The organism is Pseudomonas sp. P179 (genome assembly GCF_000478485.2).
In the GTDB taxonomy this organism is placed as follows: Bacteria; Pseudomonadota; Gammaproteobacteria; order Pseudomonadales; family Pseudomonadaceae; genus Pseudomonas; species Pseudomonas aeruginosa.
This window is the reverse complement of sequence record NZ_KI517354.1, coordinates 5,596,133-5,622,510: the sequence shown is the minus strand read 5'-3', so window position 1 is coordinate 5,622,510 and position 26,378 is coordinate 5,596,133. Positions and strand designations below refer to the sequence as shown.

Annotated in this window: 24 protein-coding genes; 15 read left to right on the top strand and 9 right to left on the bottom strand. The window is 67.5% G+C overall.

Translation table 11 applies throughout. From position 1 onward, the window contains the following. Positions 1-3 precede the first annotated feature (3 nt). On the bottom strand, positions 4-435 hold the full coding sequence (locus HMPREF1224_RS38220; RefSeq protein WP_003083199.1) for a GlcG/HbpS family heme-binding protein: 432 nt from the start codon (positions 433-435) through the stop codon (positions 4-6). 328 nt (positions 436-763) lie between these two features. Here HMPREF1224_RS38220 and gcl point away from each other — a divergent pair, with 328 nt between their 5' ends. The 10 genes from gcl (at position 764) to HMPREF1224_RS38170 (ending at position 13,096) form a co-directional block, all read left to right on the top strand. Then, positions 764-2,539, top strand: coding sequence for a glyoxylate carboligase (gene gcl / locus HMPREF1224_RS38215; RefSeq protein WP_003087182.1), 1,776 nt, complete (start codon positions 764-766; stop codon positions 2,537-2,539). Between the two features lie 95 nt (positions 2,540-2,634). Beyond that, positions 2,635-3,417: a hydroxypyruvate isomerase gene (gene hyi / locus HMPREF1224_RS38210; protein ID WP_003087181.1), complete on the top strand. Its 783-nt coding sequence runs from the start codon at positions 2,635-2,637 to the stop codon at positions 3,415-3,417. 74 nt (positions 3,418-3,491) lie between these two features. Further along, positions 3,492-4,382 (top strand): 2-hydroxy-3-oxopropionate reductase, encoded by an 891-nt coding sequence (locus HMPREF1224_RS38205; RefSeq protein WP_003087180.1) that lies wholly within the window; start codon positions 3,492-3,494, stop codon positions 4,380-4,382. 296 nt (positions 4,383-4,678) lie between these two features. Further along, complete coding sequence (locus tag HMPREF1224_RS38200; protein ID WP_010793995.1) at positions 4,679-5,944, top strand: glycerate kinase type-2 family protein; 1,266 nt, start codon at positions 4,679-4,681, stop codon at positions 5,942-5,944. Between the two features lies 1 nt (position 5,945). Next, entirely contained in the window at positions 5,946-7,379 is a 1,434-nt protein-coding gene (gene pyk / locus HMPREF1224_RS38195; RefSeq protein WP_010793994.1) for a pyruvate kinase, read from the top strand. Positions 7,380-7,745: 366 nt separating this feature from the next. Continuing rightward, positions 7,746-8,660 (top strand): urea transporter, encoded by a 915-nt coding sequence (locus HMPREF1224_RS38190; RefSeq protein WP_003145016.1) that lies wholly within the window; start codon positions 7,746-7,748, stop codon positions 8,658-8,660. Positions 8,661-8,725: 65 nt separating this feature from the next. Continuing rightward, entirely contained in the window at positions 8,726-9,577 is an 852-nt protein-coding gene (locus tag HMPREF1224_RS38185) for an ion transporter (protein ID WP_010793993.1), read from the top strand. Continuing rightward, entirely contained in the window at positions 9,564-10,190 is a 627-nt protein-coding gene (locus tag HMPREF1224_RS38180) for an HD domain-containing protein (protein ID WP_003122930.1), read from the top strand. Before HMPREF1224_RS38185 ends, HMPREF1224_RS38180 begins: the two co-directional genes overlap by 14 nt. Before the next feature lie 123 nt (positions 10,191-10,313). Next, positions 10,314-11,969 (top strand): mucoidy inhibitor MuiA, encoded by a 1,656-nt coding sequence (gene muiA, locus HMPREF1224_RS38175; protein WP_010793992.1) that lies wholly within the window; start codon positions 10,314-10,316, stop codon positions 11,967-11,969. A gap of 128 nt (positions 11,970-12,097) precedes the next feature. Continuing rightward, entirely contained in the window at positions 12,098-13,096 is a 999-nt protein-coding gene (locus tag HMPREF1224_RS38170) for a sulfate ABC transporter substrate-binding protein (protein WP_003087175.1), read from the top strand. Positions 13,097-13,177: 81 nt separating this feature from the next. Here HMPREF1224_RS38170 and HMPREF1224_RS38165 read toward each other — a convergent pair whose 3' ends face one another. Next, a complete protein-coding gene (locus HMPREF1224_RS38165) occupies positions 13,178-13,534 on the bottom strand; it encodes a DUF1937 family protein (protein ID WP_003083172.1) in 357 nt (118 codons plus the stop codon). Positions 13,535-13,593: 59 nt separating this feature from the next. Further along, on the bottom strand, positions 13,594-14,829 hold the full coding sequence (eutH, locus tag HMPREF1224_RS38160; RefSeq protein ID WP_003083171.1) for an ethanolamine utilization protein EutH: 1,236 nt from the start codon (positions 14,827-14,829) through the stop codon (positions 13,594-13,596). A 346-nt stretch (positions 14,830-15,175) separates the two neighbouring features. Here eutH and HMPREF1224_RS38155 point away from each other — a divergent pair, with 346 nt between their 5' ends. From HMPREF1224_RS38155 to HMPREF1224_RS38140, 4 genes are all read left to right on the top strand, one after another. Then, positions 15,176-15,952: a DeoR/GlpR family DNA-binding transcription regulator gene (locus HMPREF1224_RS38155; protein WP_003083169.1), complete on the top strand. Its 777-nt coding sequence runs from the start codon at positions 15,176-15,178 to the stop codon at positions 15,950-15,952. Between the two features lie 184 nt (positions 15,953-16,136). Further along, positions 16,137-17,546, top strand: coding sequence for an NAD(P)/FAD-dependent oxidoreductase (locus tag HMPREF1224_RS38150; protein WP_010793991.1), 1,410 nt, complete (start codon positions 16,137-16,139; stop codon positions 17,544-17,546). Beyond that, positions 17,533-18,771 carry an NAD(P)/FAD-dependent oxidoreductase gene (locus HMPREF1224_RS38145; protein WP_010793990.1) on the top strand — a complete coding sequence of 413 codons (1,239 nt, stop codon included), beginning with the start codon at positions 17,533-17,535 and terminating at the stop codon, positions 18,769-18,771. The genes HMPREF1224_RS38150 and HMPREF1224_RS38145 overlap by 14 nt, the downstream gene beginning before the upstream one ends. Positions 18,772-18,791: 20 nt before the next feature. Beyond that, positions 18,792-20,207 carry a glycerol kinase gene (locus HMPREF1224_RS38140; protein WP_003083163.1) on the top strand — a complete coding sequence of 472 codons (1,416 nt, stop codon included), beginning with the start codon at positions 18,792-18,794 and terminating at the stop codon, positions 20,205-20,207. 7 nt (positions 20,208-20,214) lie between these two features. Here HMPREF1224_RS38140 and HMPREF1224_RS38135 read toward each other — a convergent pair whose 3' ends face one another. Both HMPREF1224_RS38135 and HMPREF1224_RS38130 read right to left on the bottom strand, forming a co-directional pair. Continuing rightward, positions 20,215-21,315, bottom strand: coding sequence for a DmpA family aminopeptidase (locus tag HMPREF1224_RS38135; protein ID WP_003083160.1), 1,101 nt, complete (start codon positions 21,313-21,315; stop codon positions 20,215-20,217). A 13-nt stretch (positions 21,316-21,328) separates the two neighbouring features. Beyond that, positions 21,329-22,696 (bottom strand): APC family permease, encoded by a 1,368-nt coding sequence (locus HMPREF1224_RS38130; RefSeq protein WP_003110692.1) that lies wholly within the window; start codon positions 22,694-22,696, stop codon positions 21,329-21,331. 200 nt (positions 22,697-22,896) lie between these two features. Here HMPREF1224_RS38130 and HMPREF1224_RS38125 point away from each other — a divergent pair, with 200 nt between their 5' ends. Further along, complete coding sequence (locus HMPREF1224_RS38125) at positions 22,897-23,703, top strand: helix-turn-helix transcriptional regulator (RefSeq protein ID WP_003083150.1); 807 nt, start codon at positions 22,897-22,899, stop codon at positions 23,701-23,703. A gap of 3 nt (positions 23,704-23,706) precedes the next feature. Here HMPREF1224_RS38125 and HMPREF1224_RS38120 read toward each other — a convergent pair whose 3' ends face one another. From HMPREF1224_RS38120 to dsbE, 4 genes are read right to left on the bottom strand one after another with little or no spacing between them, the layout of a single operon-like run. Next, entirely contained in the window at positions 23,707-24,123 is a 417-nt protein-coding gene (locus HMPREF1224_RS38120) for a hypothetical protein (RefSeq protein ID WP_003087156.1), read from the bottom strand. 26 nt (positions 24,124-24,149) lie between these two features. Then, the gene (gene ccmI, locus HMPREF1224_RS38115) at positions 24,150-25,373 is read right to left on the bottom strand and encodes a c-type cytochrome biogenesis protein CcmI (protein WP_003158276.1); all 1,224 of its coding nucleotides are present in this window, start codon (positions 25,371-25,373) and stop codon (positions 24,150-24,152) included. Beyond that, on the bottom strand, positions 25,370-25,837 hold the full coding sequence (gene ccmH, locus HMPREF1224_RS38110) for a cytochrome c maturation protein CcmH (RefSeq protein ID WP_003087150.1): 468 nt from the start codon (positions 25,835-25,837) through the stop codon (positions 25,370-25,372). The genes ccmI and ccmH overlap by 4 nt, the downstream gene beginning before the upstream one ends. Continuing rightward, the gene (gene dsbE, locus HMPREF1224_RS38105) at positions 25,834-26,376 is read right to left on the bottom strand and encodes a thiol:disulfide interchange protein DsbE (RefSeq protein ID WP_003083138.1); all 543 of its coding nucleotides are present in this window, start codon (positions 26,374-26,376) and stop codon (positions 25,834-25,836) included. The genes ccmH and dsbE overlap by 4 nt, the downstream gene beginning before the upstream one ends. Positions 26,377-26,378: the final 2 nt, after the last annotated feature.

Genomic DNA, 26,378 nt, shown 5'->3' with positions numbered 1-26,378 from the left:
AGCTCAACCGGCGTCGGGCACCAGCCCGACCGCCAGCACGCCCTGGATCGCGCATTGCTCGTCGATATCCGACGTATCGCCGCTGATACCGACCGCGCCGACCACCTCTGCCTTGTCGTTGCGAATCAACACCCCGCCCGGCGCCGGAACCAGATTGCCATGGGCCAGGGTGTTCACCGCGGAAATGAACGAAGGCCGCTGCTGTGCATCCGCCGCCAGCAGCCGCGACGACTTGCCCAGGGCCACGGCGCCCCAGGCCTTGCCGATGGCGATCTGCGGTCGCAGCATGCTGGCGCCGTCCTCGCGCTGCAGCGCCACCAGGTGGCCGCCAGCATCGAGCACCGCGATGGTCAGGGGCGCGGTGGACAGCTCGCGCCCCACCGCCAGCGCCTGGCGGGTAATGCCCAGCGCGGTTTCCAGACTGATGGTGGTCATGGTCGTTCCTCTCGAGTTGTTAAGGCTAGAAATCGGGAAACCACCCGCTATGCGGGCGCGTTCGAAAATTTGTACCCAATCTAGTAGCCGACCGGCCCTACGAAAGCAACATTCCAGAACAATATGAACATAATTTTGTATACATTTTTTCAAACGCTGGTTTTATAAGCCAGCTAACAAAAATTGTAATTCATTGTTTTTATTATGTAAAAATTGATTTCAGCGACTTTTTCCAGCGTATACAACCCATCTTGACCTTGCGCTCCCCCTCTGCCTAGAATCGTTCCAACTTTTGTACACAATTAGTATAAGAACGAGGAACAAAACGATGGCCAGAATGAGAGCAATCGAAGCCGCCGTACTGGTGATGCGCCGCGAAGGCGTGGATACCGCGTTCGGCGTCCCCGGTGCCGCGATCAACCCCATGTACGCCGCGCTGAAGAAGATCGGCGGCATCGACCATGTCCTGGCCCGTCACGTCGAAGGCGCCTCGCACATGGCCGAGGGCTACACCCGTACCAAGGCCGGCAACATCGGCGTCTGCATCGGCACCTCCGGCCCTGCCGGCACCGACATGATCACCGGCCTCTACTCCGCCTCCGCCGACTCCATCCCGATTCTCTGCATTACCGGCCAGGCACCGCGCGCGCGCCTGCACAAGGAAGACTTCCAGGCGGTCGACATCTCCAGCATCGCCGCGCCGGTGGCCAAGTGGGCGACCACCGTGCTGGAACCGGCCCAGGTCCCCTATGTATTCCAGAAGGCCTTCCAGCTGATGCGCAGCGACCGGCCCGGCCCGGTACTGATCGACCTGCCGTTCGACGTACAGATGGCCGAGATCGAGTTCGACATCGACGCCTACGAGCCCCTCCCGGTGAGCAAGCCGAAGGCCACCCGGGTCCAGGCCGAGAAGGTCCTGGCCATGCTCGACGAAGCCGAGCGCCCGCTGCTGGTGGCCGGCGGCGGCATCTTCAACGCCGACGCCGCCGAGCGCTTCCGCGAATTCGCCGAGCTGACCGGCATCCCGGTGATCCCGACCCTGATGGGCTGGGGCGTAATCCCCGACGACCACCCGCAGATGGCCGGCATGGTCGGCCTGCAGACCTCGCACCGCTACGGCAACGCCACCCTGCTGGAATCCGACCTGGTGCTCGGCATCGGCAACCGCTGGGCCAACCGCCACACCGGCAGCGTCGAGGTCTATACCGAAGGTCGCCGCTTCATCCATGTCGACATCGAACCGACCCAGATCGGCCGGGTGTTCATGCCCGACCTGGGCATCGTCTCCGACGCCGGCGCCGCCCTCGACGCATTCCTCGAAGTGGCCCGCGAATGGAAGGCCGCCGGCAAGCTGAAGTCGCGCGCCGCCTGGCTGGAAAGCTGCCAGCAGCGCAAACGCACGCTGCAGCGCAAGACCCACTTCGACAACGTGCCGGTGAAACCGCAGCGCGTCTACGAAGAGATGAACGAGTTCTTCGGCAAGGATGCCTGCTACGTCAGCACCATCGGCCTGTCGCAGATCGCCGGCGCACAGTTCCTCCATGTCTACCAGCCGCGCCACTGGATCAACTGCGGCCAGGCCGGCCCGCTGGGCTGGACCATTCCCGCCGCGCTGGGGGTGGTCAAGGCCGACCCGAGCCGCCAGGTGGTGGCGCTCTCCGGCGACTACGACTTCCAGTTCATGATCGAGGAACTGGCGGTCGGCGCGCAGTTCAAGCTGCCCTATATCCACGTACTGGTGAACAACTCCTACCTGGGCCTGATCCGCCAGGCGCAGCGCGGCTTCGACATGGACTATTGCGTGCAGCTGGCCTTCGACAACATCAACGCCCCCGAGCTGGAAGGCTACGGCGTCGACCACGTCGCGGTGGTCGAGGGCCTGGGCTGCAAGGCGATCCGGGTGTTCGACCCGAACGAGATCGGCGCCGCCCTGGCCAAGGCCCGCGAACTGATGCAACAGCACCAGGTGCCGGTGGTGGTCGAGGTGATCCTGGAGCGCGTCACCAACATCTCCATGGGTACCGAGATCAACGCCATCAACGAGTTCGAGGAACTAGCCGAGAAAGGCGCCGACGCGCCGACCGCCATCTCGCTGCTCGACTGATCGCCGGCCTTTCCCGGAGGCGCGGACGGTGCGTGCGGCACCCCGCCCCCGGCGAAAGGCCTCCCGAACGTTTGACCGAACGATAGGAGCAAGACATGCCCCGTTTCTGCGCCAACCTGTCCATGCTGTTCACCGAGGTGGATTTCCTCGAACGCTTCGACGCCGCCGCCAAGGCTGGCTTCGCCGGCGTCGAGTACCTCTTCCCCTATGACGTCGAGGCCGAGGCGATCAAGGCCCGCCTGGAAGCCAACGGCCTGGAGCAGGTGCTGTTCAACCTGCCGGCCGGCGACTGGGCCAAGGGCGAGCGCGGCATCGCCTGCCACCCGGATCGGGTCCAGGAGTTCCGCGAGGGGGTCGACAAGGCCATCGCCTACGCCAGGGTGCTGGGCAACCGCCAGGTGAACTGCCTCGCCGGGATCCGGCCGCAGGGGCACGACTGCGCCAGCGTCGAGAAGACCTTCGTCGACAACCTGCGCTACGCCGCCGACAAGCTGGAAGCCGCAGGCATCCGCCTGGTCATGGAGATGATCAACACCCTCGACATCCCCGGCTTCTACCTGCAGAACACCCGCCAGGCCCTGGAGATCCGCGACAAGGTCGGCAGCGCCAACCTGTTCCTGCAATACGACATCTATCACATGCAGATCATGGAAGGCGACCTGGCCCGCACCCTGGAAAACCAGTTGGCGGCGATCAACCACGTGCAACTCGCCGACAACCCCGGCCGCCACGAACCGGGCACCGGCGAGATCAACTACCGCTTCCTCTTCGAGCACCTGGACCGCATCGGCTACCAGGGCTGGATCGGCTGCGAGTACAAGCCGGCCACCACCACCGAAGCCGGCCTCGGCTGGATGAAGACGCACAACGTCGTCTGATCCGCACCCACGAACAAGACGCTCCCGCCTCCCTGCGCGGAGCCACTCGACAGACAGAACCAGGAGACACTCTCATGGCCAAGATCGGATTCATCGGCACCGGAATCATGGGCAAGCCCATGGCGCAGAACCTGCAGAAGGCCGGCCACAGCCTGTTCCTTTCCACCCACCACGACGCCGCTCCGGCCGACCTGCTGGAGGCCGGCGCCATTGCCCTGGCCAACCCGAAGGAAGTGGCCCAGGAAGCCGAGTTCATCATCGTCATGGTGCCGGACACCCCGCAGGTCGAGGATGTGCTGTTCCGCAAGGACGGTATCGCCGAGGGCGTCGGCCCGAACAAGGTGGTGATCGACATGAGTTCGATCTCCCCCACCGCCACCAAGGGCTTCGCCGAGAAGATCAAGGCTACCGGCGCGCAGTACCTGGACGCCCCGGTCTCCGGCGGCGAGGTCGGCGCCAAGGCGGCGACCCTGAGCATCATGGTCGGCGGCTGCCCGAACACCTTCGAACGCGCCCTGCCGCTGTTCCAGGCGATGGGCAAGAACATCACCCGCGTCGGCGGCAACGGCGACGGCCAGACCGCCAAGGTGGCCAACCAGATCATCGTCGCGCTGAACATCCAGGCGGTCGCCGAGGCCCTGCTGTTCGCCGCCCGCAACGGCGCCGATCCGGCCAAGGTGCGCGAGGCGCTGATGGGTGGCTTCGCCTCCTCGCGGATCCTCGAGGTACACGGCGAACGCATGGTCAAGGGCACCTTCGACCCGGGCTTCCGCATCAGCCTGCACCAGAAGGACCTAAACCTGGCCCTGGCCGGCGCCCGCGAGCTGAACCTGAACCTGCCCAACACCGCCAACGCCCAGCAGGTGTTCAGCACCTGCGCGGCCATCGGCGGCAGTAACTGGGACCACTCGGCGCTGATCAAGGGCCTGGAGCACATGGCCAACTTCTCGATCCGCGACGAGTGATCCGCAGTCCGCGCGGGCCGTCACCCCGCGCGGAGCGACGAACCCCTTTTCGAAGGGCTCGGGGAGAGGAACGGTCGGCGAACTCCGGTGTTCGCCGCCGCCCTCTTCCTTCCCCACCCACAAGGCGGGGTAAAGGAAGCGAACGCCCGGCCGGGAGATTCACGGCCTCTGCGTCCGGGCGCCTCGCTTCCATTCCCCAGTTCCCGCCGGCGCGGGTGCTGCGGAATGGAAGCGTCGACGACGCTGCGACCGCCGGTCCGACCGGCGGCACGACAACAAGAAATTCGGAGCCTGTCATGAGTACCGATCCACGCGCCTTTCTCACCGAGCTGTTCAATACCGCGGTGGCAGCCGGCCATCCCTACCAGGTGCTGGCCGACCACCTGCCGGAAGATCGCAGCGGGCGCACCATCGTCATCGGTGCCGGCAAGGCCGCCGGAGCCATGGCCGAAGTGGTGGAGAAGCACTGGCAGGGCGAGATCCAGGGCCTGGTAGTGGCGCCTTACCGCTACGGCGCGCAATGCAGTCGCATCGAGGTGGTGGAAGCCTCCCATCCGGTGCCCGACGACGCCGGCGAGCGCGTCGCCCGTCGCGTGCTGGAACTGATCAGCGGCCTGAACGAGAGCGACCGGGTGATCTTCCTTCTCTCCGGCGGCGGCTCCGCACTGCTTTCGCTGCCTGCCGAAGGCATTGGCCTGGCGGACAAGCAGGCGGTGAACAAGGCGCTGCTCAAGTCCGGCGCCGCCATCGGCGAGATGAACTGCGTGCGCAAGCACCTCTCGGCGATCAAGGGCGGTCGCCTGGCCAAGGCCTGCTGGCCGGCCAGCGTCTATACCTACGCGATTTCCGACGTTCCCGGCGACGAGGCCACGGTGATCGCCTCCGGCCCCAGCGTCGGCGACCCGTCCACCTCCGCCGATGCCCTGGCGATCCTCAGGCGCTACGCCATCGACGTGCCGCAGAACGTCCTCGACTGGCTCGCCGACCCGCGCTCGGAAACCGTCAAGCCCGACGACCCGTGCCTGGCGCGCAGCCACTTCCAGTTGATCGCCACGCCACAGAACGCCCTCGACGCAGCAGCGGTGAAGTGCCGCGCGGCCGGCTTCTCGACGCTGATCCTCGGCGACCTGGAGGGCGAGGCGCGGGAAGTCGCCAAGGTCCACGCCGGCATCGCCCGGCAGATCCGCAAGCACGGCCAGCCGCTGGCGGCGCCCTGCGTGATCCTCTCCGGCGGCGAGACCACCGTCACCGTGCGCGGCAACGGTCGCGGCGGACGCAACGCCGAGTTCCTCCTCAGCCTCACCGCCGAGCTCAAGGGCGAACCGAACATCTGGGCCCTGGCCGGCGACACCGACGGCATCGACGGCTCGGAAGATAACGCCGGCGCGCTGATGACGCCCTGCTCCCATGCGCGCGGCGAAAAGGCCGGGCTGAAGATCCGCGACGAGCTCGACGACAACAACGGCTACGGCTATTTCCAGGCCCTCGGCGACCTGCTGGTGACCGGACCGACCCGCACCAACGTGAACGACTTCCGCGCCATTCTCATCCTCGAGTCCTGACATGACAGCCGACAAGAAAGCCAAGATCCTCGCCACCCTCGGCCCGGCCACCCGCAGCCGCGACGATATCCGTGCCCTGGTGGAGGCCGGCGCCAACCTGTTCCGCCTGAACTTCAGCCACGGCGACTACGCCGATCACGCGCAGCGCTTCGCCTGGGTGCGCGAGGTGGAAGCGGAGCTGAACTACCCGATCGGCGTGCTCATGGACCTGCAGGGTCCGAAGCTGCGGGTCGGCCGCTTCGCCGCCGGTGCCGTGCAATTGCAGCGTGGGCAGACCTTCACCCTCGACCTCAGCGACGCCCCCGGCGACGAGCGGCGGGTCAACCTGCCGCATCCGGAGATCATCCATGCCCTGGAACCGGGCATGAGCCTGCTGCTGGACGACGGCAAGATCCGCCTGGAAGTGGTCAACTGCCACAGCGACGCCATCGAGACCCGCGTGGCGGTGGGTGGCGAGCTGTCCGATCGCAAGGGCGTCAACGTGCCGGAAGCGGTGCTGCAACTCAGCCCGCTGACCGACAAGGACCGCCGCGACCTGGCCTTCGGCCTGGAACTGGGGGTCGACTGGGTGGCGCTGTCCTTCGTGCAACGCCCGGAGGACATCGACGAGGCCCGTGGGCTGATCGGCGACAAGGCCTTCCTCATGGCCAAGATCGAGAAGCCCAGCGCGGTGAGCGCCATCGAGGCGATCGCCGAGCGCGCCGACGCGATCATGGTGGCGCGCGGCGACCTCGGCGTAGAGGTGCCGGCGGAGAGCGTGCCGGGCATCCAGAAACGCATCGTCCAGGTCTGCCGCCAGCTCGGCAAGCCGGTGGTGGTGGCCACCCAGATGCTCGAGTCGATGCGCTTCTCCCCCGCCCCGACCCGCGCCGAGGTGACCGACGTAGCCACCGCGGTGGGCGCCGGCGCCGACGCGGTGATGCTCTCGGCGGAAACCGCTTCCGGACAATACCCTCGCGAGGCGGTAGAGATGATGGCGAAGATCGTCCGCCAGGTGGAGGCCGAGCCGGACTACCACGTCCAGCTCGAGGCCAACCGTCCGCAGCCCGACGCTACCGTCTCCGATGCGATCAGCTGCGCGATCCGCCGGGTCAGCCGGATCCTCCCGGTGGCGGTGCTGGTGAACTACACCGAGTCGGGCAACTCGACCCTGCGCGCCGCCCGCGAGCGGCCCAAGGCGCCGATCCTCAGCCTGACCCCGAACCTGCGTACCGCGCGGCGACTGACCGTGGCCTGGGGCGTGTATTCGGTGGTCAACGAGCAACTGGCGCACGTCGACGAGATCTGCTCGACCGCCCTCGACATCGCCCTGGCCCAGCGCATGGCGCGCCGCGGCGACACCGTGGTGGTCACCGCCGGCGTGCCGTTCGGTCGCCCCGGCTCGACCAACATGCTGCGCATCGAGACCGTGGCGCCGCCGCTGGGAGATATCTGAAGCAACGAGTTCGGTCCGGCTCGCGCCGTCCCCCCGGGCATGCGGGTCGGGCCACCCTTGTCTCTCTCGGATGGATGGGGCCGGAAATACGGGGCCGCGTCTCCATCCATCCGGGAAAGACCTTCTTGTCGGACCATGGCCTCCCTCGCGCACTCCCATGCAGGCCATGGACATTCAAGGCCTCCGGTTCAACTCCTGCCGGAGGTCTTTTTTTCTTCTTGGAACGCCCTGCATGCATGACCCTCGCCTGGCCTTCTCGTCCGGGGTGCGTCGCCTCCGCGCCAGACCCTACAATGACCGCCCCCGCCCCTCGCGCAGGCCTGGCATCTCCGTGCCTGCCGAGCGGCCCTTGCCGCACTGACCGCCATGCCCCTGCAATCTCTCCTCAATGCATCCCGAATCCTCCTGCGCGGCATCAGCCAGGTGTTCCTCCAGGGCGACCCACGCCTGGGCCTGGCCTGTCTGCTGGCGATCGCCGTCGGCGCGCCGCCGCTGCTCGCCGGCGCCCTCCTTGGCGGCGCCCTCGGCCCGTTGCTGGCGCGCCTGTTGCACTGCGCCGACAGCGACATCGAGGCCGGGCTGTACGGCTACAACGCCGTGCTGATAGGCATGCTGCTGGCATTCCGCTTCGCCTGGTCGCCGGGGCTGGTGTCGCTGGTAGCGCTCGGCTGCCTGGCCAGCGTGGCGTTGCAGCGCCTGTTCCTGCATGGGCTGCGCCGACGCCGCTGGCTTCCGCCCTATACCCTGGGCTTCGTCCTCAACGGCTGGTGGCTGGTGCCCCTCGGCGCCTGGCTAGGCCTGGCCCCGGCGACCCATGGCGGCTGCTTCAGCTGCGCCTGGAGCGGCACGGCGGAGCTGGCGGCGCTAGCGCAGGGGATCGGCGAGATCATCTTCCTCGGTGAACCGCTGGCAGGGCTGCTGGTCTGGCTCGGCCTGCTGCTGGTCTCGCGTCCCTCGGCCGCCTGGGCCCTCGCCGGCGCCGCGGCCAGCCTGCCGCTGGCCTGGCTGCTGGGCTACGACTGGGCGAGCGCGCTCGCCGGGCTCTACGGCCTGAACGCCGCCCTTGCCGGGCTGGCCCTGGCCTTGCGCTACCGCAGCGCCTGGCCGCCACTGCTCGGCATGGGCCTGGCGGTGACGCTGCAACCGCTGTTCGGCCTGCTCGGCCTGCCGGCGCTGACCGCACCGTTCATCCTCGCCTGCCTGCTCTGCATCGGCGGCGAGCGCCTGTACCTGCGCCTGGCCGGCAGCCTCGGTCCGCGCCTCGGCCGGCGACGCTCCTGAGCGGGGGAACGCTGGCGCCGGCGGGCTAGTCTGGTAAGGTGCCGCATCCATCATCAGGAGCCACGATGAGCGCACCCGACAGCTGGCGCGAACGCCTCTACATCGTCATCTTCCAGACCGACACCCGCGACGGCCGGCGCTTCGACAGCGCGCTGCTGCTGGTGATCCTGGCCAGCCTGCTGGTAGTGATGATCGACAGCATCGACGAAATCCACCAGGACTACGGCGACCTGCTGGCCTACATCGAATGGGGCTTCACCGGCATCTTCCTGGTGGAATACCTGCTGCGCCTGTACTGCTCGCCCAAGCCGCTGCGCTATGCCTTCAGCTTCTACGGCCTGGTCGACCTGCTGGCGATCCTCCCCGGCTTCCTCGCCCTGCTCTACCCCGACGCCCAGTACCTGCTGATCGTCCGGGTGATACGCATGCTGCGGATCTTCCGCGTGCTCAAGCTGCGCCAGTACCTGAGCCAGGCCAATTTCCTGCTCACCGCCCTGCGCGGCAGCAAGCAGAAGATCATCGTGTTCTTCCTCACCGTGATGACCCTGGTCACCGTGTTCGGCGCGCTGATGTACGTGGTCGAAGGCCCGGAGCACGGTTTCACCAGCATCCCCCGCGGCATCTACTGGGCGATCGTCACCCTGACCACGGTCGGCTTCGGCGACATCACCCCGAAGACCCCGCTCGGCCAGGCCATCGCCAGCCTGGTGATGCTCACCGGCTACTCGATCATCGCGGTGCCCACCGGGATCTTCACCGCCGAACTCGCCACCGCGATGCGCCAGGACCCGGCCAACCTGCTGCAGCGGGATTGCCTGGTGTGCCGCAAGGCGACCCACGAAGTGCAGGCGGCATTCTGCTGCCGCTGCGGCAACCCGTTGTTCCCTCGCGAGGAAGGCAGCCATGGGAAGTCTTGACCGGCAGCGCTGGGACGCCCTCTGGCAGCGACTCGGCGGCAACCCGCCGGCGGATGCCTTCGACGCGCTGCTGGCGGCCTATGGCGGGGCCGACCGGCACTACCACAGCGATCGCCACATCCTCGCCTGCCTGGAGCACTTCGACCGCTGGCGCCAACTGGCGCTGCGGCCGGACCTGGTGGAGCTGGCGTTGTGGACCCACGACCTGGTCTACGACACCCAGCGCCAGGACAACGAGGCCGCCAGCGCCGCCAGCACCGAGCACTGGCTCGACCAGGCCGGGCTGGCGGCGCTGCGGCCGGCCCTGCGCGAACTGATCATGGCCACCTGTCACCAGGCGCCGCCGGGAGACGCCGACGCAGCCCTGGTGGTGGATATCGACCTCGCCATCCTCGCCGCGCCGGCGCCGGTCTACGCGCGCTACGAGGCGGACGTCCGCGCCGAATACGCCTGGGTGCCGGAACCGCTGTTCCGCGCCGGGCGCGGCAAGTTGCTGCGCCAGTTGCTGGAGCAACCGGCGCTGTACCACTGCGAACCGCTGCGGCAACGCTGGGAGGCCGCCGCCCGCGCCAACCTGCGCGGTGCCCTGGAGCGCCTGGAACAGCCGGCCTGAGCCGCACGGGAAAATTTCTTCGCGCCGCTTAACCCGTCTTTCGCCGCACTTGCGTCTTAGGCAGCAGGAAGGGACCGCACGCACGGGTTCCTCGCCCCTCCATCCGCCCAAGGAAGAGATATCGTGAATCGACTCGCCGCCTCTCCGCTCCTGTTCGCCGGCCTGTTCGCCAGCGCTCCGTTGCTGGCCGCGCCACAAGCGGTCGACAGCCGCATCAGCGCGGTCACCGTCTACGCCGACCGTGCCGTGGTCACCCGCACCGCCCGCCTGCAATTGCCCAAGGGCCAGCATGAGATCGCCCTGGAGCAACTGCCCTTCCAGCTCGACGACACCAGCCTGCGCGCGTCCCTCGGCGCCAGCGCCGCCGCCACCCTGCTCGACGTCAGCAGCGCCGCGCAACGGGTCGAGCGCCCGGACGACAATCGTGTGCAGCAGCTCGACCAGCAACTGCGCGAGATAGACCGGCAACTGCGGGAAATCCATGACCGCGGCAGCGTGCTCGAAGCACAGAAGAAGTTCCTCGCCAACATCCAGAGCGGCAGCACCCAGCCCGGCAAGGATCGCCCCATGCCCGGCATCGACGAGCTGAAAAGCCTGCTGCAACTGACCGAAGGCAACCTCGAACGCCTGCTCGCCGAGCAGCGCCAGCTGGACGACCGCGCCGCCGAACTGGAACAGCGCAAGCAGCAGTTGCAGGAGCAGCGCGGCACCCTCAACGGCGACGGCAAGCGCTTCAAGCGCGCGGTCCTGCGGGTCGCCCTGGAGCAACCGGCACAGGTCGAGGTGAAGCTCGACTACACCCTGCGCGACGCCTCCTGGCAGCCGACCTACGACGCACGCCTGCGCGACGGCGCGAAGACCATCGAACTGACCTACCAGGGCCTGGTCCGGCAGAGCAGCGGCGAAGACTGGACCGACGTCGACCTGACCCTCTCCACCGCCCGTCCGGCCCTGGGCGGCAACGTACCGCGGCTGAATCCCTGGATCGTCGACATCGACGCGCCCAACGCCTACTACGGTGCCGAGATGGCCATGCAGGACGTTCCGGCGCCCATGCCGCAAGCCGCTCCCATCGCCAGGACCTCGGCGAAGATGGCCATGCCGGCCCCGGCGCCGAAGCTGGCCGAGGCGCGGCTCGCCACCGCGGAGGTCAGCAGCGGCGCCGCCAGCGCCTCTTTCCACATCCCCGTGCCGGCGACCCTGAACAGCGACGGCAGCGCGCAGAAGGTCACCATCGCCCGCCTGGAAATGCCGGCCAAGCTGCGCTATCTGGCGGCCCCGGCCCTGCGCGAAACCGCCTACCTGGAGGCGGAGACCCGCAACGACAGCGACTACCCGCTGCTCCCCGGCACCCTGAATACCTTTCTCGGCAACAGCTTCGTCGCCAGCGGCCATCTGCGCGGGGTGATGCCCGGCGAGAGCTTCGAACTGGCACTGGGCGCCGACGAGGGCATCGGCATCGAACGCAAGCTGGTCAAGCGCTATACCGACAGCAGCGGCCTGATCGGCAACCGCACGCGGGTCAACTACGAATTCCGCATCGACGTGCGCAACAACCACAAGAACGCCGAACGCGTGCAGTTCGAGGACCAGTTGCCGGTCTCGCGCAACGAGCAGATCCAGGTCACCTTGCTGGAACCCAAGGCGCAGGAAGTCAAGCGCGAGGACGACGGCAAGCTGAAGTGGGACTGGACCCTGCAACCCGGCGAGAAACGCAGCGCCACCCTGAAGTTCAGCGTGGAGTATCCCAAGGACCTGGCGGTCAGCGGCCTCGACTAGCGCTGGCCAAAGCGCCGGCCGCGGCATAGGCTCGAGCGGGTAATAAGCAAAGCAGTTTTTGATATTTACCCTGCATATAACCCGACGTTATAGTCGAGCCACTACAACATGCTCAAAGGAACTGCCCTGTGAAACGACTGTTCAGCGCCTCCCTGCTGGCCGCCGGCCTGGCGCTCGGCGGCGCCGCTCACGCCGCCCAGCCCCTGCTCAACGTCTCCTACGACGTGATGCGCGACTTCTACAAGGAATACAACCCGGCCTTCCAGAAATACTGGAAAGCGGAGAAAGGCGAGAACATCACCATCCAGATGTCCCATGGCGGTTCCAGCAAGCAGGCGCGCTCGGTGATCGACGGTCTGCCCGCCGACGTCATCACCATGAACCAGGCCACCGACATCGACGCCCTCGCCGACAACGGCGGCCTGGTGCCGAAGGACTGGGCGACCCGCCTGCCGAACAACAGCGCGCCGTTCACCTCGGCCACCGTGTTCATCGTTCGCAAGGGCAACCCCAAGGCCCTGAAGGACTGGCCGGACCTGCTCAAGGACGGCGTCCAGGTAGTGGTGCCGAACCCCAAGACCTCCGGCAATGGCCGCTACACCTATCTCTCCGCCTGGGGCTACGTGCTGAAGAACGGCGGTGACGAGAACAAGGCCAAGGAATTCGTCGGCAAGCTGTTCAAGCAGGTACCGGTGCTCGACACCGGCGGCCGCGCCGCCACCACTACCTTCATGCAGAACCAGATCGGCGACGTACTGGTGACCTTCGAGAACGAAGCCGAGATGATCGCCCGCGAATTCGGCCGAGGCGGCTTCGAGGTGGTCTACCCGAGCGTGTCCGCCGAGGCCGAGCCCCCCGTGGCGGTGGTCGACAAGGTGGTCGAGAAGAAAGGCAGCCGCGCCCAGGCCGAGGCCTACCTGAAGTACCTGTGGTCGGACGAGGGCCAGACCATCGCCGCCAACAACTACCTGCGCCCGCGCAACCCGGAGATCCTCGCCAAGTTCGCCGACCGCTTCCCGAAAGTCGACTTCTTCTCGGTGGAGAAGACCTTCGGCGACTGGCGCAGCGTGCAGAAGACCCACTTCATCGACGGCGGCGTATTCGACCAGATCTACAGCCCCAACTGATCCCTCGCCGCTTGACGAAAAAGCCGGAAGCGCTCGCGCTTCCGGCTTTTTCATTCGGCTTGCAGTTCAGCCACTGCCGCCTCAGCGAAACTCGTGCTCCACCTCGGACCAGAGGCTGACCCGCTGTCCGCCGGCCTCGAAGAACTCCATCTCGCGGCGGATGCCGGCGCTGTCTCGCCAGCCCGGCAGGTCGAGGACGATCAGCTCTTCCAGGTGATCCATGTAGAAGGCGTCCACCGGCGCCCACAACCTGCCGATCGCCGCGCGGTCGAGCTCGGCCAGGCACAGGTTGATCGGGTGGGACATGGAGACCTGGCTGAATACCACGTGGCCGGCGCGGACGATGGTCGCCGCGACCTCGTTGCAGGCACGGAAGCGCTGCTCGACCACCTCGGCGTCGGCATGGCTGTAGGGACAGGCTAGGAATATCTTGCGCATGGTTACCTCGTTGCGGAAAGCGACGCCGCGATGGCTCGCGGCGCTCGTCGGGGGATGTTTCAGGCTGCGTGCAGGGCGCTTTTTTCCGCCTCGTCATGCTCCTGCTCCTGCCGCGCATAGCGCTCGGCGGCAGGCACCGAGATGCGGATGGCGATGAATACCGCCAGCAGGCCGCCGAACAATTTGCCGAGCAGGATCGGCAGGATCAGCGTCGGCTGGAAGTTGGCGGTGAATGCCAGGTGATCGCCGATGGTGGCCTGGGCGCAGACGCCCAGGGCCACGCAAAGCACCTTGTCGCGAGCATTCATGTATTTGAACAGGTGGTAGGTGGCGATGATGTTCGCCAGCACCATGACAAAGGCGGTGGCGCCCGGCTGGGACAGCCCCAGGTAACGGCCGAGGACCGCCATCGGGCGCTTGCAGTAGCGCTGGAACAGGTAGCAGATGGGGAAGGTCCCGGCCAGCATGATGCCGATGTAGCCAGCGATCTCGATGGCGCGGAACAACTCTTTCTCGTCGGCGAACATCGGGTCGAAGCCCCAGCCGCCGAAGACCTTGGTGAAGACTCCGGTGAAGTGCTGGACGATGGAAAGCGCCAGGGCCATCTTGATGAACGCGTCCATCACCTTGCCGAATACCAGGAACCCGGTGACCATCGCCGTCGCCCGGTACTTCAGGCCGGCGGCCAGCAGGAAGCAGAAGACGAACAGCGGCGCCAGCAGCCGAAGCATGTCGAGGAAGTCCAGCGACAGGTAGTGCAGGGCCGGCGAACCGGTCGATACCAGTTCGCGCACCGGGATGTGGTTGAGGGTAATCAGCAGCAACGCCGCCAGCACCGCGAACGGAATGCTGATCAACCCGGCCATCGCCCCCAGCGCCAGGTACTTGTGGTCCTTGCGCTCGAGCATGGTCAGGCCGACCGGGATCAGGTAGACGATGGTCGCGCCGGAGGTGTAGCCCACCAGCATGGCGGTAATCCACATGTCGCGGTTGGCGGTCAGGGCATCGGCCAACTGGTAGCCGCCCATGTCCACCGCGATGATCGACAGCGCGGCGATGGATACGTCGGAACCGAGGGTCTGGAAGAACGGGCCGAGGGCATGGGAAATCGCCTTCGACAGATAGGGAATGGCTACCATGATGCCGGCCTGGGCGAGGAACACCGGACCGATGGCGTGGATGCCGTTGACGAACTCGCGGCCCAGACCGCTTTCCGGGCGCAGGATGGAAGCCAGCGCGCCAAGTACCGCACCCAGCATGATCAGGTAAATCACATAGTTTCCGAACTCGGCCATCTGCGTCGTTCTCCCCTCGGCAGGCTCCCGTAGCGGGATGCGTTCTTCTGGTTGTCTGGTCGGGAGGCCGGCCACGCCGGTCGCTCCGCCGAAGCGAACACTCGCATTTCGCGTGCCACAATTTGGTTTTCGTGTTGATTTGAAGGTTCGTTTTACCTAAATTGGTCACCCATACGGTCAAGTAGGCGGCCAATCCAAGAGCGTACCTGCCTTACGGACCTGTGGGATTTTCCGCCGGGCCTGCGCAAAGCCTCGCCCCGCCCCCTTCCGCCCAGCGCCGCCAGGCGCTACCGGGCGATTCACGGTAACAATCGCCGCACCAGGATGCGGCCCATGGGAGAACACGATGCGCCCCGAGGAACGCCGCCGCCACATTCTCGAATTGCTGCGCCAGCGCGAGCGGATCTCGGTGGACGAACTGGCGCGGACCCTTTCCACCTCTCAGGAAACCATTCGCCGCGACCTCGCCGCGCTGGCCGAACAAGGCCTGGTCAGCAAATTCCACGGAGGGGCCGCCCTGCCGCCCAGCGGCGAGCACGAGAACGCCTTCCAGACGCGAATGAACGAGCACGCCCAGGAAAAACGCGCAGTCGCCCGCTACGCCGCCGGCCTGTTCGGGCCCGGTGACAGCATCTTCATCGACACCGGCACCACCACCCTGCTGTTCGCCCGCGAACTGGCGCGCCAGAGCCATCTGACGGTGATCACCAACTCGCTGTTGATCGCCGGCAGCGTCGGCGCCTCCGGCAACCGTGCATTCATGATCGGCGGCGAGTACCGCCCGGAATCCGAACAGAACGTCGGCGCCCTGGCCATCGAGCAGATCGCCCGGTTCAACGCCGAGCATGCGGTGATCACCGTCGGCGCGCTGAACGGCGATGGCGCCATGGATTTTTCCATCGAGGAAGCCGAGATCGCCCGTGCCATGATCGCCCAGGCCCGCCAACTGACGGTTATCGCCGACTCCTCGAAGCTCGGCCGGCGCGCCCTGTTCCAGGTCTTCCCGCTGAGCCGGATCAACCGCCTGGTGGTCGACCGCAAGCCTACCGGGGAACTCTGGGAAGCCCTGCAACAGGCGCGGGTGGAAGTCCACGAAGCCCCCCTGCGCACCCCGCAGGCCTGACTCCCCTCGCGCGCAGCCCCGGAGACAGGCCGGGGCTGTGCCGGTGGCTGCCCGTCGATTAATCGATTGACTGTTTCTCTTTCAGTTGCCACATTAAAACAACAAATTTCACATAAAATTCTGTGTGAAAAATCAGTGTTACGGTCAAAAAACAAACTGATACCAAAAGAAACAGGCAGAAACGATGACTGAGCCGCTTGCGACAAAGACCGCGATCTTCGACGTTGCAGTGATCGGCGCTGGCGTGGTGGGTTGCGCCATGGCCCGCCGCTTCGCCCTGGAAGGTGCGCGGGTGGTCCTGCTGGAAAAAAGCACCGACATCCTCTCCGGTGCCAGCAAGGGCAACAGCGCGATCCTCCATACCGGTTTCGACGCGCCGCCCGGCAGCATCGAACTGGCCTGCATGCAGGAGGGCTATCGCGAATACCGCGACATCCATGCGCGCCTCAACCTGCCGCTGCTGGAAACCGGCGCCCTGGTGGCGGCATGGAGCGACGAGGATCTGGCGCGCCTGCCGGCTATCGTCGAGCAGGCCCACGGCAACGGTGTCGATGACGTCCGCCAGGTCGGTCGCGACGAGGTCCTGGCGCTGGAGCCGCAGTTGGCCGGCAACGTGCTCGGCGCGGTGCGGGTCCCCGGGGAACATCTGGTCGACCCTTGGTCCGCGCCGCTCGCCTATCTGCAACAGGCGCTGGCCCATGGCGCCGAGGCCTGTTTCGACGTCGAAGTGCTGGACGGCGCCTTCGACGGCGGCGAATGGCTGTTGCATACCCGCCGCGGCGATCTGCACGCGCGCCAGGTAATCAACTGCGCCGGACTCTTCGGTGACCAACTGGAACAGCGCCTGCTCGGCGCGGCGAGCTTCGCCATCCATCCGCGCAAGGGCCAGTTCGTGGTCTTCGACAAGGCCGCCGCGGCGCTGCTGCGGCACATCCTGCTACCGGTACCCAACGAGCGGACCAAGGGGGTGGTATTCACCCGTACTGTCTTCGGCAACCTGCTCGCCGGCCCCACCGCCGAGGAACAGGACGACCGCGAACAGGCACGGGTCGACAGCGACACCCTGCAGCGACTGATCGACGCCGCCGTCGAGCGGATCCCCGGCCTGCGCGGCATGCCGGTCACCGCCACCTACGCAGGATTGCGACCGGCCAGCGAAAAGAAGGAATACCGCATCCGCCAGGTCGACGGACACAACTGGATCAGTGTCGGCGGCATCCGTTCCACCGGTCTCACCGCGGCGCTGGGCATCGCACGCCACGTCTATCGTCTCTACCAGGGCGAGCGCTTCCACGAAGCGGTTCGCGAGCCGCTCTGGCCACAGGTACCGAACCTCGCCGAACACCTGCCGCGCGACTGGCAGCGTCCCGGCTACGACGAGATCGTCTGCCACTGCGAGATGGTCACCCGCCGGGAAATCCTCGCCGCCCTGGAAGGCCCGCTGCCAGCCGGCGACTTCGGCGGCCTGAAGCGTCGCACTCGCGCCTGCATGGGACGCTGCCAGGGTTTCTACTGCAACGCGCGGGTCGCCGAGCTGAGCGCCGGCCGCCTCGCCCAGCCCCTCGCCACCGGGAGTTGCCATGAGCATCACTGAACAGGTCGACGTCGCCATCGTCGGCAGCGGTCCCGCCGGATTGGCAGCCGCCATCGAACTACGCCGCCAGGGCGTCGCCCGGGTCTGCGTGCTGGAGCGCGACGGCGAGGCCGGCGGTATACCCCGGCATTGCGCGCATCCGCCGTTCGGCCTGCGCGAGCACGGCCGCCTGTTGACCGGCCCGGCCTACGCGCTGCGTAACGTCGAACAGGCTGAACGGGCCGGGGTGGATATCCGCCTGCGCCATAGCGTGGTTGCTCTCGCCGCCGCCGGCCTGCTGCAACTGGCCACCCCCGAAGGCCCGCGCAGTCTGCGCGCGACACGCGTGCTGCTGGCCACCGGCGCACGCGAGACGCCGCGCTCGGCGCGCCTGCTGGGCGGCGACCGGCCACTGGGCGTGATCAATACCGGCGCGCTGCAAGCCTATCTCTATCTGCAAGGCCTGAAGCCGTTCGAACGGCCGCTGATCGTCGGCACCGAGCTGGTCAGCCTGTCCGCCGTGATGAGTTGCCGGCGTGCCGGCATCCGCCCGGTGGCCATGCTCGAACGCAACGCACGGGCCACCGCGCGTTGGCCGCTATCGTTGTTTCCCAGGCTGTGCGGAGTACCGATGCACTTCTCCAGCGAGCTGCTGGAGATCGAAGGCCGCGGCCGGGTCGAGGCGGCGCGGGTACGCCTGGGCGACGGGCGCGTCGAACGGATCGCCTGCGACGGCATCCTTCTCAGCGGACGCTTCGTTCCCGAATCGAGCCTGGTCCGCCTCAGCCACCTGGAACTGGACCCGGCCAGCGGCGGCCCGCGCATCGATCAGTTCGGCCGCTGCTCCGACCCCGCCTATTTCGCCGCCGGCAACCTGCTCCGGCCGATCGAGACCGCCGGCTGGTCGTTCCGCGAGGGACGAAGGATCGCCGGCCTGCTGGCCGCCGACCTGCGGGCCGAACTGCCGAGTGCCGCACCTGGCATAGCCATCGATTGCAGTGGTCCGCTCAAGCTGTGCGTGCCGCAGCGGCTGCTGGCCGACCCGACACCCGGCCTGGCGCATCTGCAGCTACGCGTAAGCGAGGCCGCCAGCGGCCGCCTGCGGATCCTGGCCGATGGTCGCCCGGTGTGGGAGCGTGCCCTGTCCTGCCTGCCGGAGCGCCGCCTGCTGGTGCCGCTGGCCGCCCTGCGCCTGCCGCCGGACACCCGGCGCCTGGAAGTCGCCTTCCTCACCTCCGGCCACTGAACCCGCGAAGAGAACCGACCATGCGAATCGCCGCCCTCGACCAGGGAACCACCAGTACCCGCGTGCTGGTCGCCAGCCAGGACGGCAGCGCCGATATTCAGTTGGCGCTGCGTCACCAGCAACACCATCCGCAGTCCGGCTGGGTCGAGCACGATCCGCTGGAACTGCTGGCCAACCTGCAACGCTGCCTGGAGGCCAGCGGCCGGGTCGACGCCATCGGCCTCGCCAACCAGGGCGAAAGCTGCATGGCCTGGGACGCCCGCAGCGGCGAGCCGTTGTCGCCGCTGATCGTCTGGCAGGACAACCGCACCACCCCGCACATCGAGCGTCTACGCGCCAGCGGCGCCGAGGCTCTGGTCCTGGAACGCAGCGGCCTGCCGCTCGACGCCTATTTCTCGGCCAGCAAGCTGGGCTGGATCGTCGAGCACCTTCCGGCCGCTCGCAGGGCTTTGAAGGCAGGCCGCCTGCGCCTGGGAACCAGCGATGCCTGGTTTCTCGACCGCTTGTGCGGAACCTTCGCCACCGACGTCACCACCGCCTCGCGTACCGCATTGATGAACCTCGCCGAGGGCCGCTGGGACCCCGACCTGTGCGCCCTGTTCGGCGTGCCGATCGAGTGCCTGCCGGAAATCCGCGATACCGTCGGCCATTTCGGGGTGATCGGCAACACCCCGCTGACGGCCTCGGTGGTCGACCAGCAGGCCTCGCTCTACGGTCACGGCTGCCGCCAGCCCGGTGATGCGAAGATCACCTTCGGCACCGGCGCCTTCGCCCTGACTCTCAGCGGCGAGCGGATCATCCGCTCGCCGGAGACAGGCCTGCTCGCCACCATCGCCTGGCAGATCGATGGCAAACCGGTGTACGCCATGGACGGCGGGGTCTACGACGCCAGCGCCGCGGTCGAGTGGGCCGGGCGTCTCGGCCTGTTCAGCGACTTCTCGGAACTGGCCGGCTTCGACCGGCCGCCGGCCATCGAGCGCGGCCTGGCCTTCGTCCCGGCCCTGTCGGGACTCGCATGCCCGCACTGGGACCGCAGCGCCGGCGCGATGTGGCTGGGAATGGACGCCGGCACCCGCCGCGAGGACCTCTGCCAGGCCCTGCTCGAAGGCGTGGTGCTGCGCAGCGCCGAGGTGATCCAGGCGATGGACGGCTACCTGAAGGTCACCGACCGCCTGTCCATCGACGGCGGCCTGGCGCGCAGCCCCTACTTCGCCCAGTTCCTCGCCGACAGCCTGCAACGGCGCATCGTCACCCAGCGCTTCGACGAACTCACCGCCTTCGGTTGCGCCGCCCTTGCCGCGCGTGGCCTCGGCTACGAGCTGGCGGAGCCGCGCAATACCCGCACGGAGTTCCAGCCGCGGGTCGACGCCGGCACCGCCCGGCGCTGGCAGGTGCGTTTCAGCGAAGCGGTGGCGCGCACCCGCGGCTGGCGCTGAGCCGCTTTCAGCGTCCCGGCCAGCCGGTCTCGCGCAGCGCCGCCAGGAGCCTCTCCCCCTTCAGCGCGGGCACCAGCCGGCCGTCCTCGGTGCGCATGTCCTCGCCGGCCAGCAGCACGTTGACGATGGCTTCTTCCACCGCCTCCGCCGCCGCGGCGAACAACGGCGAGATGTGGTCGTTGTTGAGCATCCGCAGCGGCGTGCTCTGCGGCAGGTCCTTGCGCGCATAGTCGGCTGGCGGCAGGTCCTGGTTGCCGGTGGCGAAGGCGAGGAACACGTCGCCGCTGGAGTCCTCGGTGCCACCGCCGGTGCGAGCGATGCCGATCGAGGCGCGCTGCGCCAGGCGCTGGCACTGGTGCGGCAACAGCGGCGCATCGGTGGCCAGGATCACCACGATGGAGCCCATACCCGGGGTGCCTTCCTCGCTGAACGGCGAGGGGATGTCGCCCAACCGGCGGCCGACCGGATAGCCGTCGACCCGCAGCTCGCGGCGCTGGCCGTGGTTGGCCTGGACCAGCGCGCCCACCGTCCAGCCGCCCTGCTCCGCCGGAAGCCGCCGCGATGCGCTACCGATGCCACCCTTGAACTCGTGACAGATCATCCCGGTACCGCCGCCCACCGAACCTTCGCGGACCGGTCCGGACTCGGCGCAGGCCAGCGCCTCGCCGACCTGGCGGGCGCCGACGTGCTGGCCCCAGATATCGTTGAGCAGGCCGTCGAAGGTCTCCATCACCACCGGCATGCACCAGTACAGCCCGCTGTCGCCGAGTTCGGCGCGCTCCTCGGCGATCAGCGCGTCGCGCACCGCGCCGACGCTGTGGGTATTGGTGATGGCGATCGGGGTGGTCAGCAGGCCGGCTTCGCGGATCCACTCCAGGCCCGTGGCGTCGCCGTTGCCGTTGAGCACATGGCAGCCGGCGAAGCAGGGTTGCAGGCGCGCCGCACCGGCGCGCGGCTGGACCAGGGTGACGCCGGTGCGAACCTGCCTGCCGTCGATCCGCTGGTTCAGGGTGCTGTGGCCGACGCGCACGCCGGGAACGTCGGTGATCGCGTTGAACGGGCCGGGAGTGCCCAGGCCGAGGGTGATGCCAAGTTGTCGAGCGCGCATGCGGACTCCTGTTTCAAAGCTTCTGGAACGCCGGACTGAGCTTGCCGTAGGTACAGTAGAGAATCACCGACACCGCCAGCAGTCCGACAATGATCATCACGTCCCTGGCCGAGGCCGCCAGGAACAGGTTGAGCAGCAGGTATCCCGCCCCGCTCACCGCCAGCAGCGCCGGCAGCGGCCACAGCGGCATCCGGTAGGGATGCTCGCGGTCGCGCCGCAGCACCCGGCTGAACAGCGCGCAGAGGGCGACGATCAGGTAGACCATGACGATCAGCAACACGGTGAACGAGGTCAGTTCGGCCAGGTTGGAGCTGAAGCTCAGCGCCGCCGAGGGAATGGCGAGGAACAGCGTGGCCAGCCAGGGCGATTCCCAGCGCGGATGGATACGGGTGAAGGCACGGTTCAACGCCGGCATCCAGAGCGCGTCGCGACCGCTGCTGAAGATCACCCGGGCGCTCTGGATGACGATGGCGACGATGGCGTTGAACACCGAGAGGAAGATCCCGGCGCTGACCAGGCGCGACAGCGTCTCGTTGCCATGGCTGTTCAACAGGTAGCCGATCGGGTCGGGGCTGGCAAGCATCGCCGGGAGCGACGGCGCGCCGATCAGCAGCGCGGCGAGCGGGACGATCTCGATCAGTACTACCAGCGCCAGCGACCAGAGCACCGCGCGATGCACGCTGTGACCGCCGTCCTTCATGTCCTCGGCGAGCAGCACCGCGCCGCCGAAACCGTTGTAGGAGAACAGCGCGGTACCGACCGCTCCGATCACCAATGCCCAGGGTGCGATCGCCAGCAGCCCGCCGTCGCCGACTACCTGCGGCTGCAGCAGGACGCTCGCCGGTTGCTGTGCATGGCCGAAACCGAGGCCGACGATCACCAGCAGCGCCGCCACTTCCAGCAGCAGGCAGGTACCCGTGACCCAGGCGTTGACGCGGATGTTGAGGATGCCCAGCAGGTAGCTGAAGGCAACGATCGCCAGGGCCACGGTCTGCGCATCGAAGTGGGTGCCGAGGGCAGCGTTCAGGTAAGTCGCCGCGCCGGTGGCGAGCACCGGCGGGATGAACAGCAGCATCGCCAGCACCGTGAGGAAGGTGGCGTAGCCGGCCAAGCCGCCGAACACCCGCTTGGCGTAGACATACTCGCCGCCGGCGGTGCTGTGCGCCCTGCCCAGCTCGGCATAGCACCAGGCGAACATCAGCGCCAGCACCCCGGCCAGGGCGAAGGCCCAGAAAGCGCCGGTGCCGGCCTGCTGGATGGCGAAGGGGGCGATGACGAAGACGGAACTGGCGGGAGTGACTGCGGAAACGGTGATGGCGACCACGTCGAACACGCCCAGCGTGGGTTTCAGCGCACTTTCGGGCGCGGGGGAAGAGCTCATGTCGTTGTCCTCTGATTGTTATTGAAGTTGAGGCAGTAACGGAGACTCGCGGCGGCCCCTTGCCGGGGCGCTGGTTATGCGCCGACTCTAGGAGCGCGGAACCGGCGGGCCAATCACCCTTTGGGGTTACGCCCCTTGACGCGGCGGGTGGAAAAGCCGCAAACCGGAGCCTGCGAAAACCCACCGTGGAGCGAATACGGATGCACACCCTGTTCCGGGACATCGGCATGCACGCCAGCCTGGGCCGCGCCATCGAACAGATCGGCGGCAACCGTTTCTGGAAGCAATTGATCCTGCTGCTGCGCCAGCACCTGCCGTTCGACAACGCCCTGGCGATCTTCTACCCCGCCAACGGCGTGCCGGTGGCCCTGGAGGAATACGACGCCGAACCGCACGCCGGGCCGGCCTCGATGCTCGCCTACCTGAACGGGCTGTACCTGCTCGACCCCTTCTACCAGGCTTGCCGGGAAGGCCTGGCCAGCGGCCTGTACCGCCTCGAGGAGATCGCCCCGGACCATTTCCGGCAGAGCGAGTACTACCTCAGCTACTTCCACGACAACGTTCTGGAGGACGAGGTGCAGTTCATCCTACAGGTGCCCGGCCAGGGCGCGCTGTCGCTGTCGCTGGGCATGCAGAGGATGTTCGCCGACGAGGAATGCGGGATGCTCGGCTTGCTCTCGAGCTGGGTCCTGGCGCTGATGCAGCAGCACTGGCAGCAACGCAGCCAGCGCCTGTTGCCGGCTGCACCGCAGGAAGAGATGGCCACGCAGATACGCGACGCCCTCAGCCACTTCGGCGCCAGCGTGCTATCGGAACGGGAACTGGAGATCGCCCGCCTGATCCTTCGCGGCTACTCGTCGAAGGCCATGGCCGAGCGCCTGGCGATCTCGCCGGAGACGATCAAGGTCCATCGGCGCCACCTGTACGCCAAGCTGGACATTTCCTCGCAACCGGAGCTGTTCTCGCTGTTCATCCAGTCGCTCGGGCACGACCCGGAGAACCCCTAGGGATCATGGATTGGCGTAGCGCCGGCTGAGACCGGGCGGGATGCCGCGAGCGTCGGTCTCGGTCCATGGACCCTGCGGGCTGGTGGACCAGAACCAGCCGCCGTCCCAGCGGTAGTAGGTGCGCTGGCGGTAGTAGAGATCGCGCTCGCCACGGATCACGTAGACCCCCAGGCTGCCGTCCCAGACGCCCTTGCCGCCTGGCGGCGGGGCGAACTGCGGACGCGAGCGGCTGGGCTGCGCCGGAGTCTGCGGTTGCGGGGTGATGCGCGGCGGGGTGGCGCCGGGCGCGCTGGACGGACCGGGCTGCGGCTGGCTCTGCGGCGGCAGCGAGGCCGGCGGTTCGCTGGTCTGCGGCGGATGCACCACGCACCCGCCGAGACCGCCCAGGAGAATCGCCAGACCCAGATACTTCGCCTTCACCGCCGCACCTCCCCAACCGATTGTCGTTATGGCCGGGCCGCCTGGGGCTGGTCCGGGCCGTCGATGGTCAGCGCTTGCGCCGACGACTGGGCAGTAGACAACGGTTTGCCGCGTCCGATCCACTCGCCGGAGATGGCGTTGCCGGCGCGGGATACCCGTGCCACCAGCTCGACCTGCGGGAAACCGCTGAGCTTGAGCTGCGGCATCATGGCGTCGGCATCGCTCAGGCTGACCTCGGCCGGCAGGTCGGCGACGGTCAGGCGCTTCACTGCCAACGGCATCGGCGGGCCGCCGACGGCGCGGGCGAAGACGAACACGCTGTCGTCGGCCTTGACCTGGCCCTTCACCGCGTCGCTGATATCCACCTTCACCGTCAGGGTCACCCCGGCGGCAGCGGGCGCGGCCGGCGCCGGCGGAGTCTGCCCGGCCTCGGTCATGCGCTCGCGGGCGCGCTGGATGCCGCCCTGGATCGCCGAGCGTGCCGGGTCCTCGTTCGGCAACACCGACACCAGGCGCTCCCAGAAGCCGATGGCGTCGGCGTAGCGCTGCTCTTCGAAGGCGGCGATGCCGAGCAGGCCAAGGGTGGTCACTTCGGCCGGGTCGCCCTTCAGCGCCTCGTCGGCCAGGGCCTTGATCTGCGCGGTCATTTTCTTGCCACCGGAGAAATACAGTGCCTGCGCCCACTGGCCGAGCACTTCCGGCTGCCGCCCGCTGAGTTCGGCGGCGCGTTCGAAGGCCCGCGCTGCATCGGCGCCGCGTTCCTGGGTCATGTAGGTGCGACCGAGGAAGTACCAGCCCTGGGCGGAATCCGGCTGAGCCTGTACCGCGCGCTCCAGGCGCGCAGTCATCTCTTCCATGGAGTGCGGCGCCTGGGCGAATTCGCGAGCCAGCTCGACCTTGTCGCTGGCGCCCCAATGCAGGTACAGGCCGAGCGCGACCAACGGCACCAGCAGCGCCGCGACCAGCGGGACCGCCCGGCCCAGGCGCGAGCTACGCTCTTCGCCGCTGCCCTCGGTGTCGGCGAGCAGTTCGCGGGCAGCCTCGGCGCGGCCATTCTCCAGTTGCTCGGCGGTCAGCGTGCCGGCGGCCTGCTGGCCGGCCAGCTCGGCGATCCGCTCCTGATAAAGCGCGACGTTCAGGGCGGTACGGTCTTCCTCGGCCTGGGCGCGACGGCCACGCAGCAGCGGAATCAGCAGGAATGCCAGGGCCGCCAGCAGCAGCAGGCTGGCAGCGAGCCAGAAATCGATCATTTGTCGTTCTTCAACAGGTTGGCGAGGCGCGCTTGCTCCTCGGCGGACAGGGTGGTTTGCACCTTGGCAGCGGTGCGCCGGCGGCGCAGGACGATCACGCCGATCACCAGCACGCCGAACAGCAGCAAGGCGCCCGGACCGAACCAGAGCAGCCAGGTACGCTCGTTGACCGGCGGCTTGTAGCGAACGAAATCACCGTAGCGGGCAACCATGTAGTCGACGATCTCGCCGTCGCTCTTGCCCTGCTGCAACTGGCCGTAGATCTGCTTGCGCAGGTCGGCGGCGATCGGTGCGTTGGAGTCGGCGATGTCCTGGTTCTGGCACTTCGGGCAGCGCAGTTCCTGGGTCAGGTTGCGGAAGCGTTCGCGCTCGGCGTCGCTGGCGAACTCGTAGGTGTCGATGGCGGCCCGGGCCACGCCGCAGAGGGCGAGACCGAGCAGCGCGGTGACGAGGAAACGCTTCATCGGGCCTCCGGCTCGTCCAGCAGTTGCTGGTACAGCGGCGCCAGTTGCTCGCGCCAGACTTTCTGGTCGACCACCCCGACGATCTTGTGGCGGATGATGCCCTGTTTGTCGATCAGGTAGGTTTCCGGCGCACCGTACACGCCCAGGTCCAGGCCCAGGGTGCCGTCGGCGTCGCTGATGCTCAGCAGGTAGGGATTGTGCAGCTCGTTCAGCCACTTGATGGCGGCGGCGTTGTCGTCCTTGTAGTTGATCCCGTAGATCACCACGCCCTGCTCGGCCAGTCGGGTCAGTTCCGGGTGCTCGACCCGGCACGACGGGCACCAGGTGCCCCAGACGTTGACCAACGCCGGCTTGCCCTTGAGGTCGGCCTCGGTCAGGCGCCGGGCCGGGTCCTGCACGCTGGGCAGGTCGAAGGCCGGGAACGGCTTGCCGATCAGCGCCGAGGGCAGCTCGCTGGGGTCCAGCCAGAGGCCGCGGAAGAGGAACACCGCGACGATCAGGAAGATCCCCAGCGGCAGCAGCAGAATCGCTCGTTTCAAGA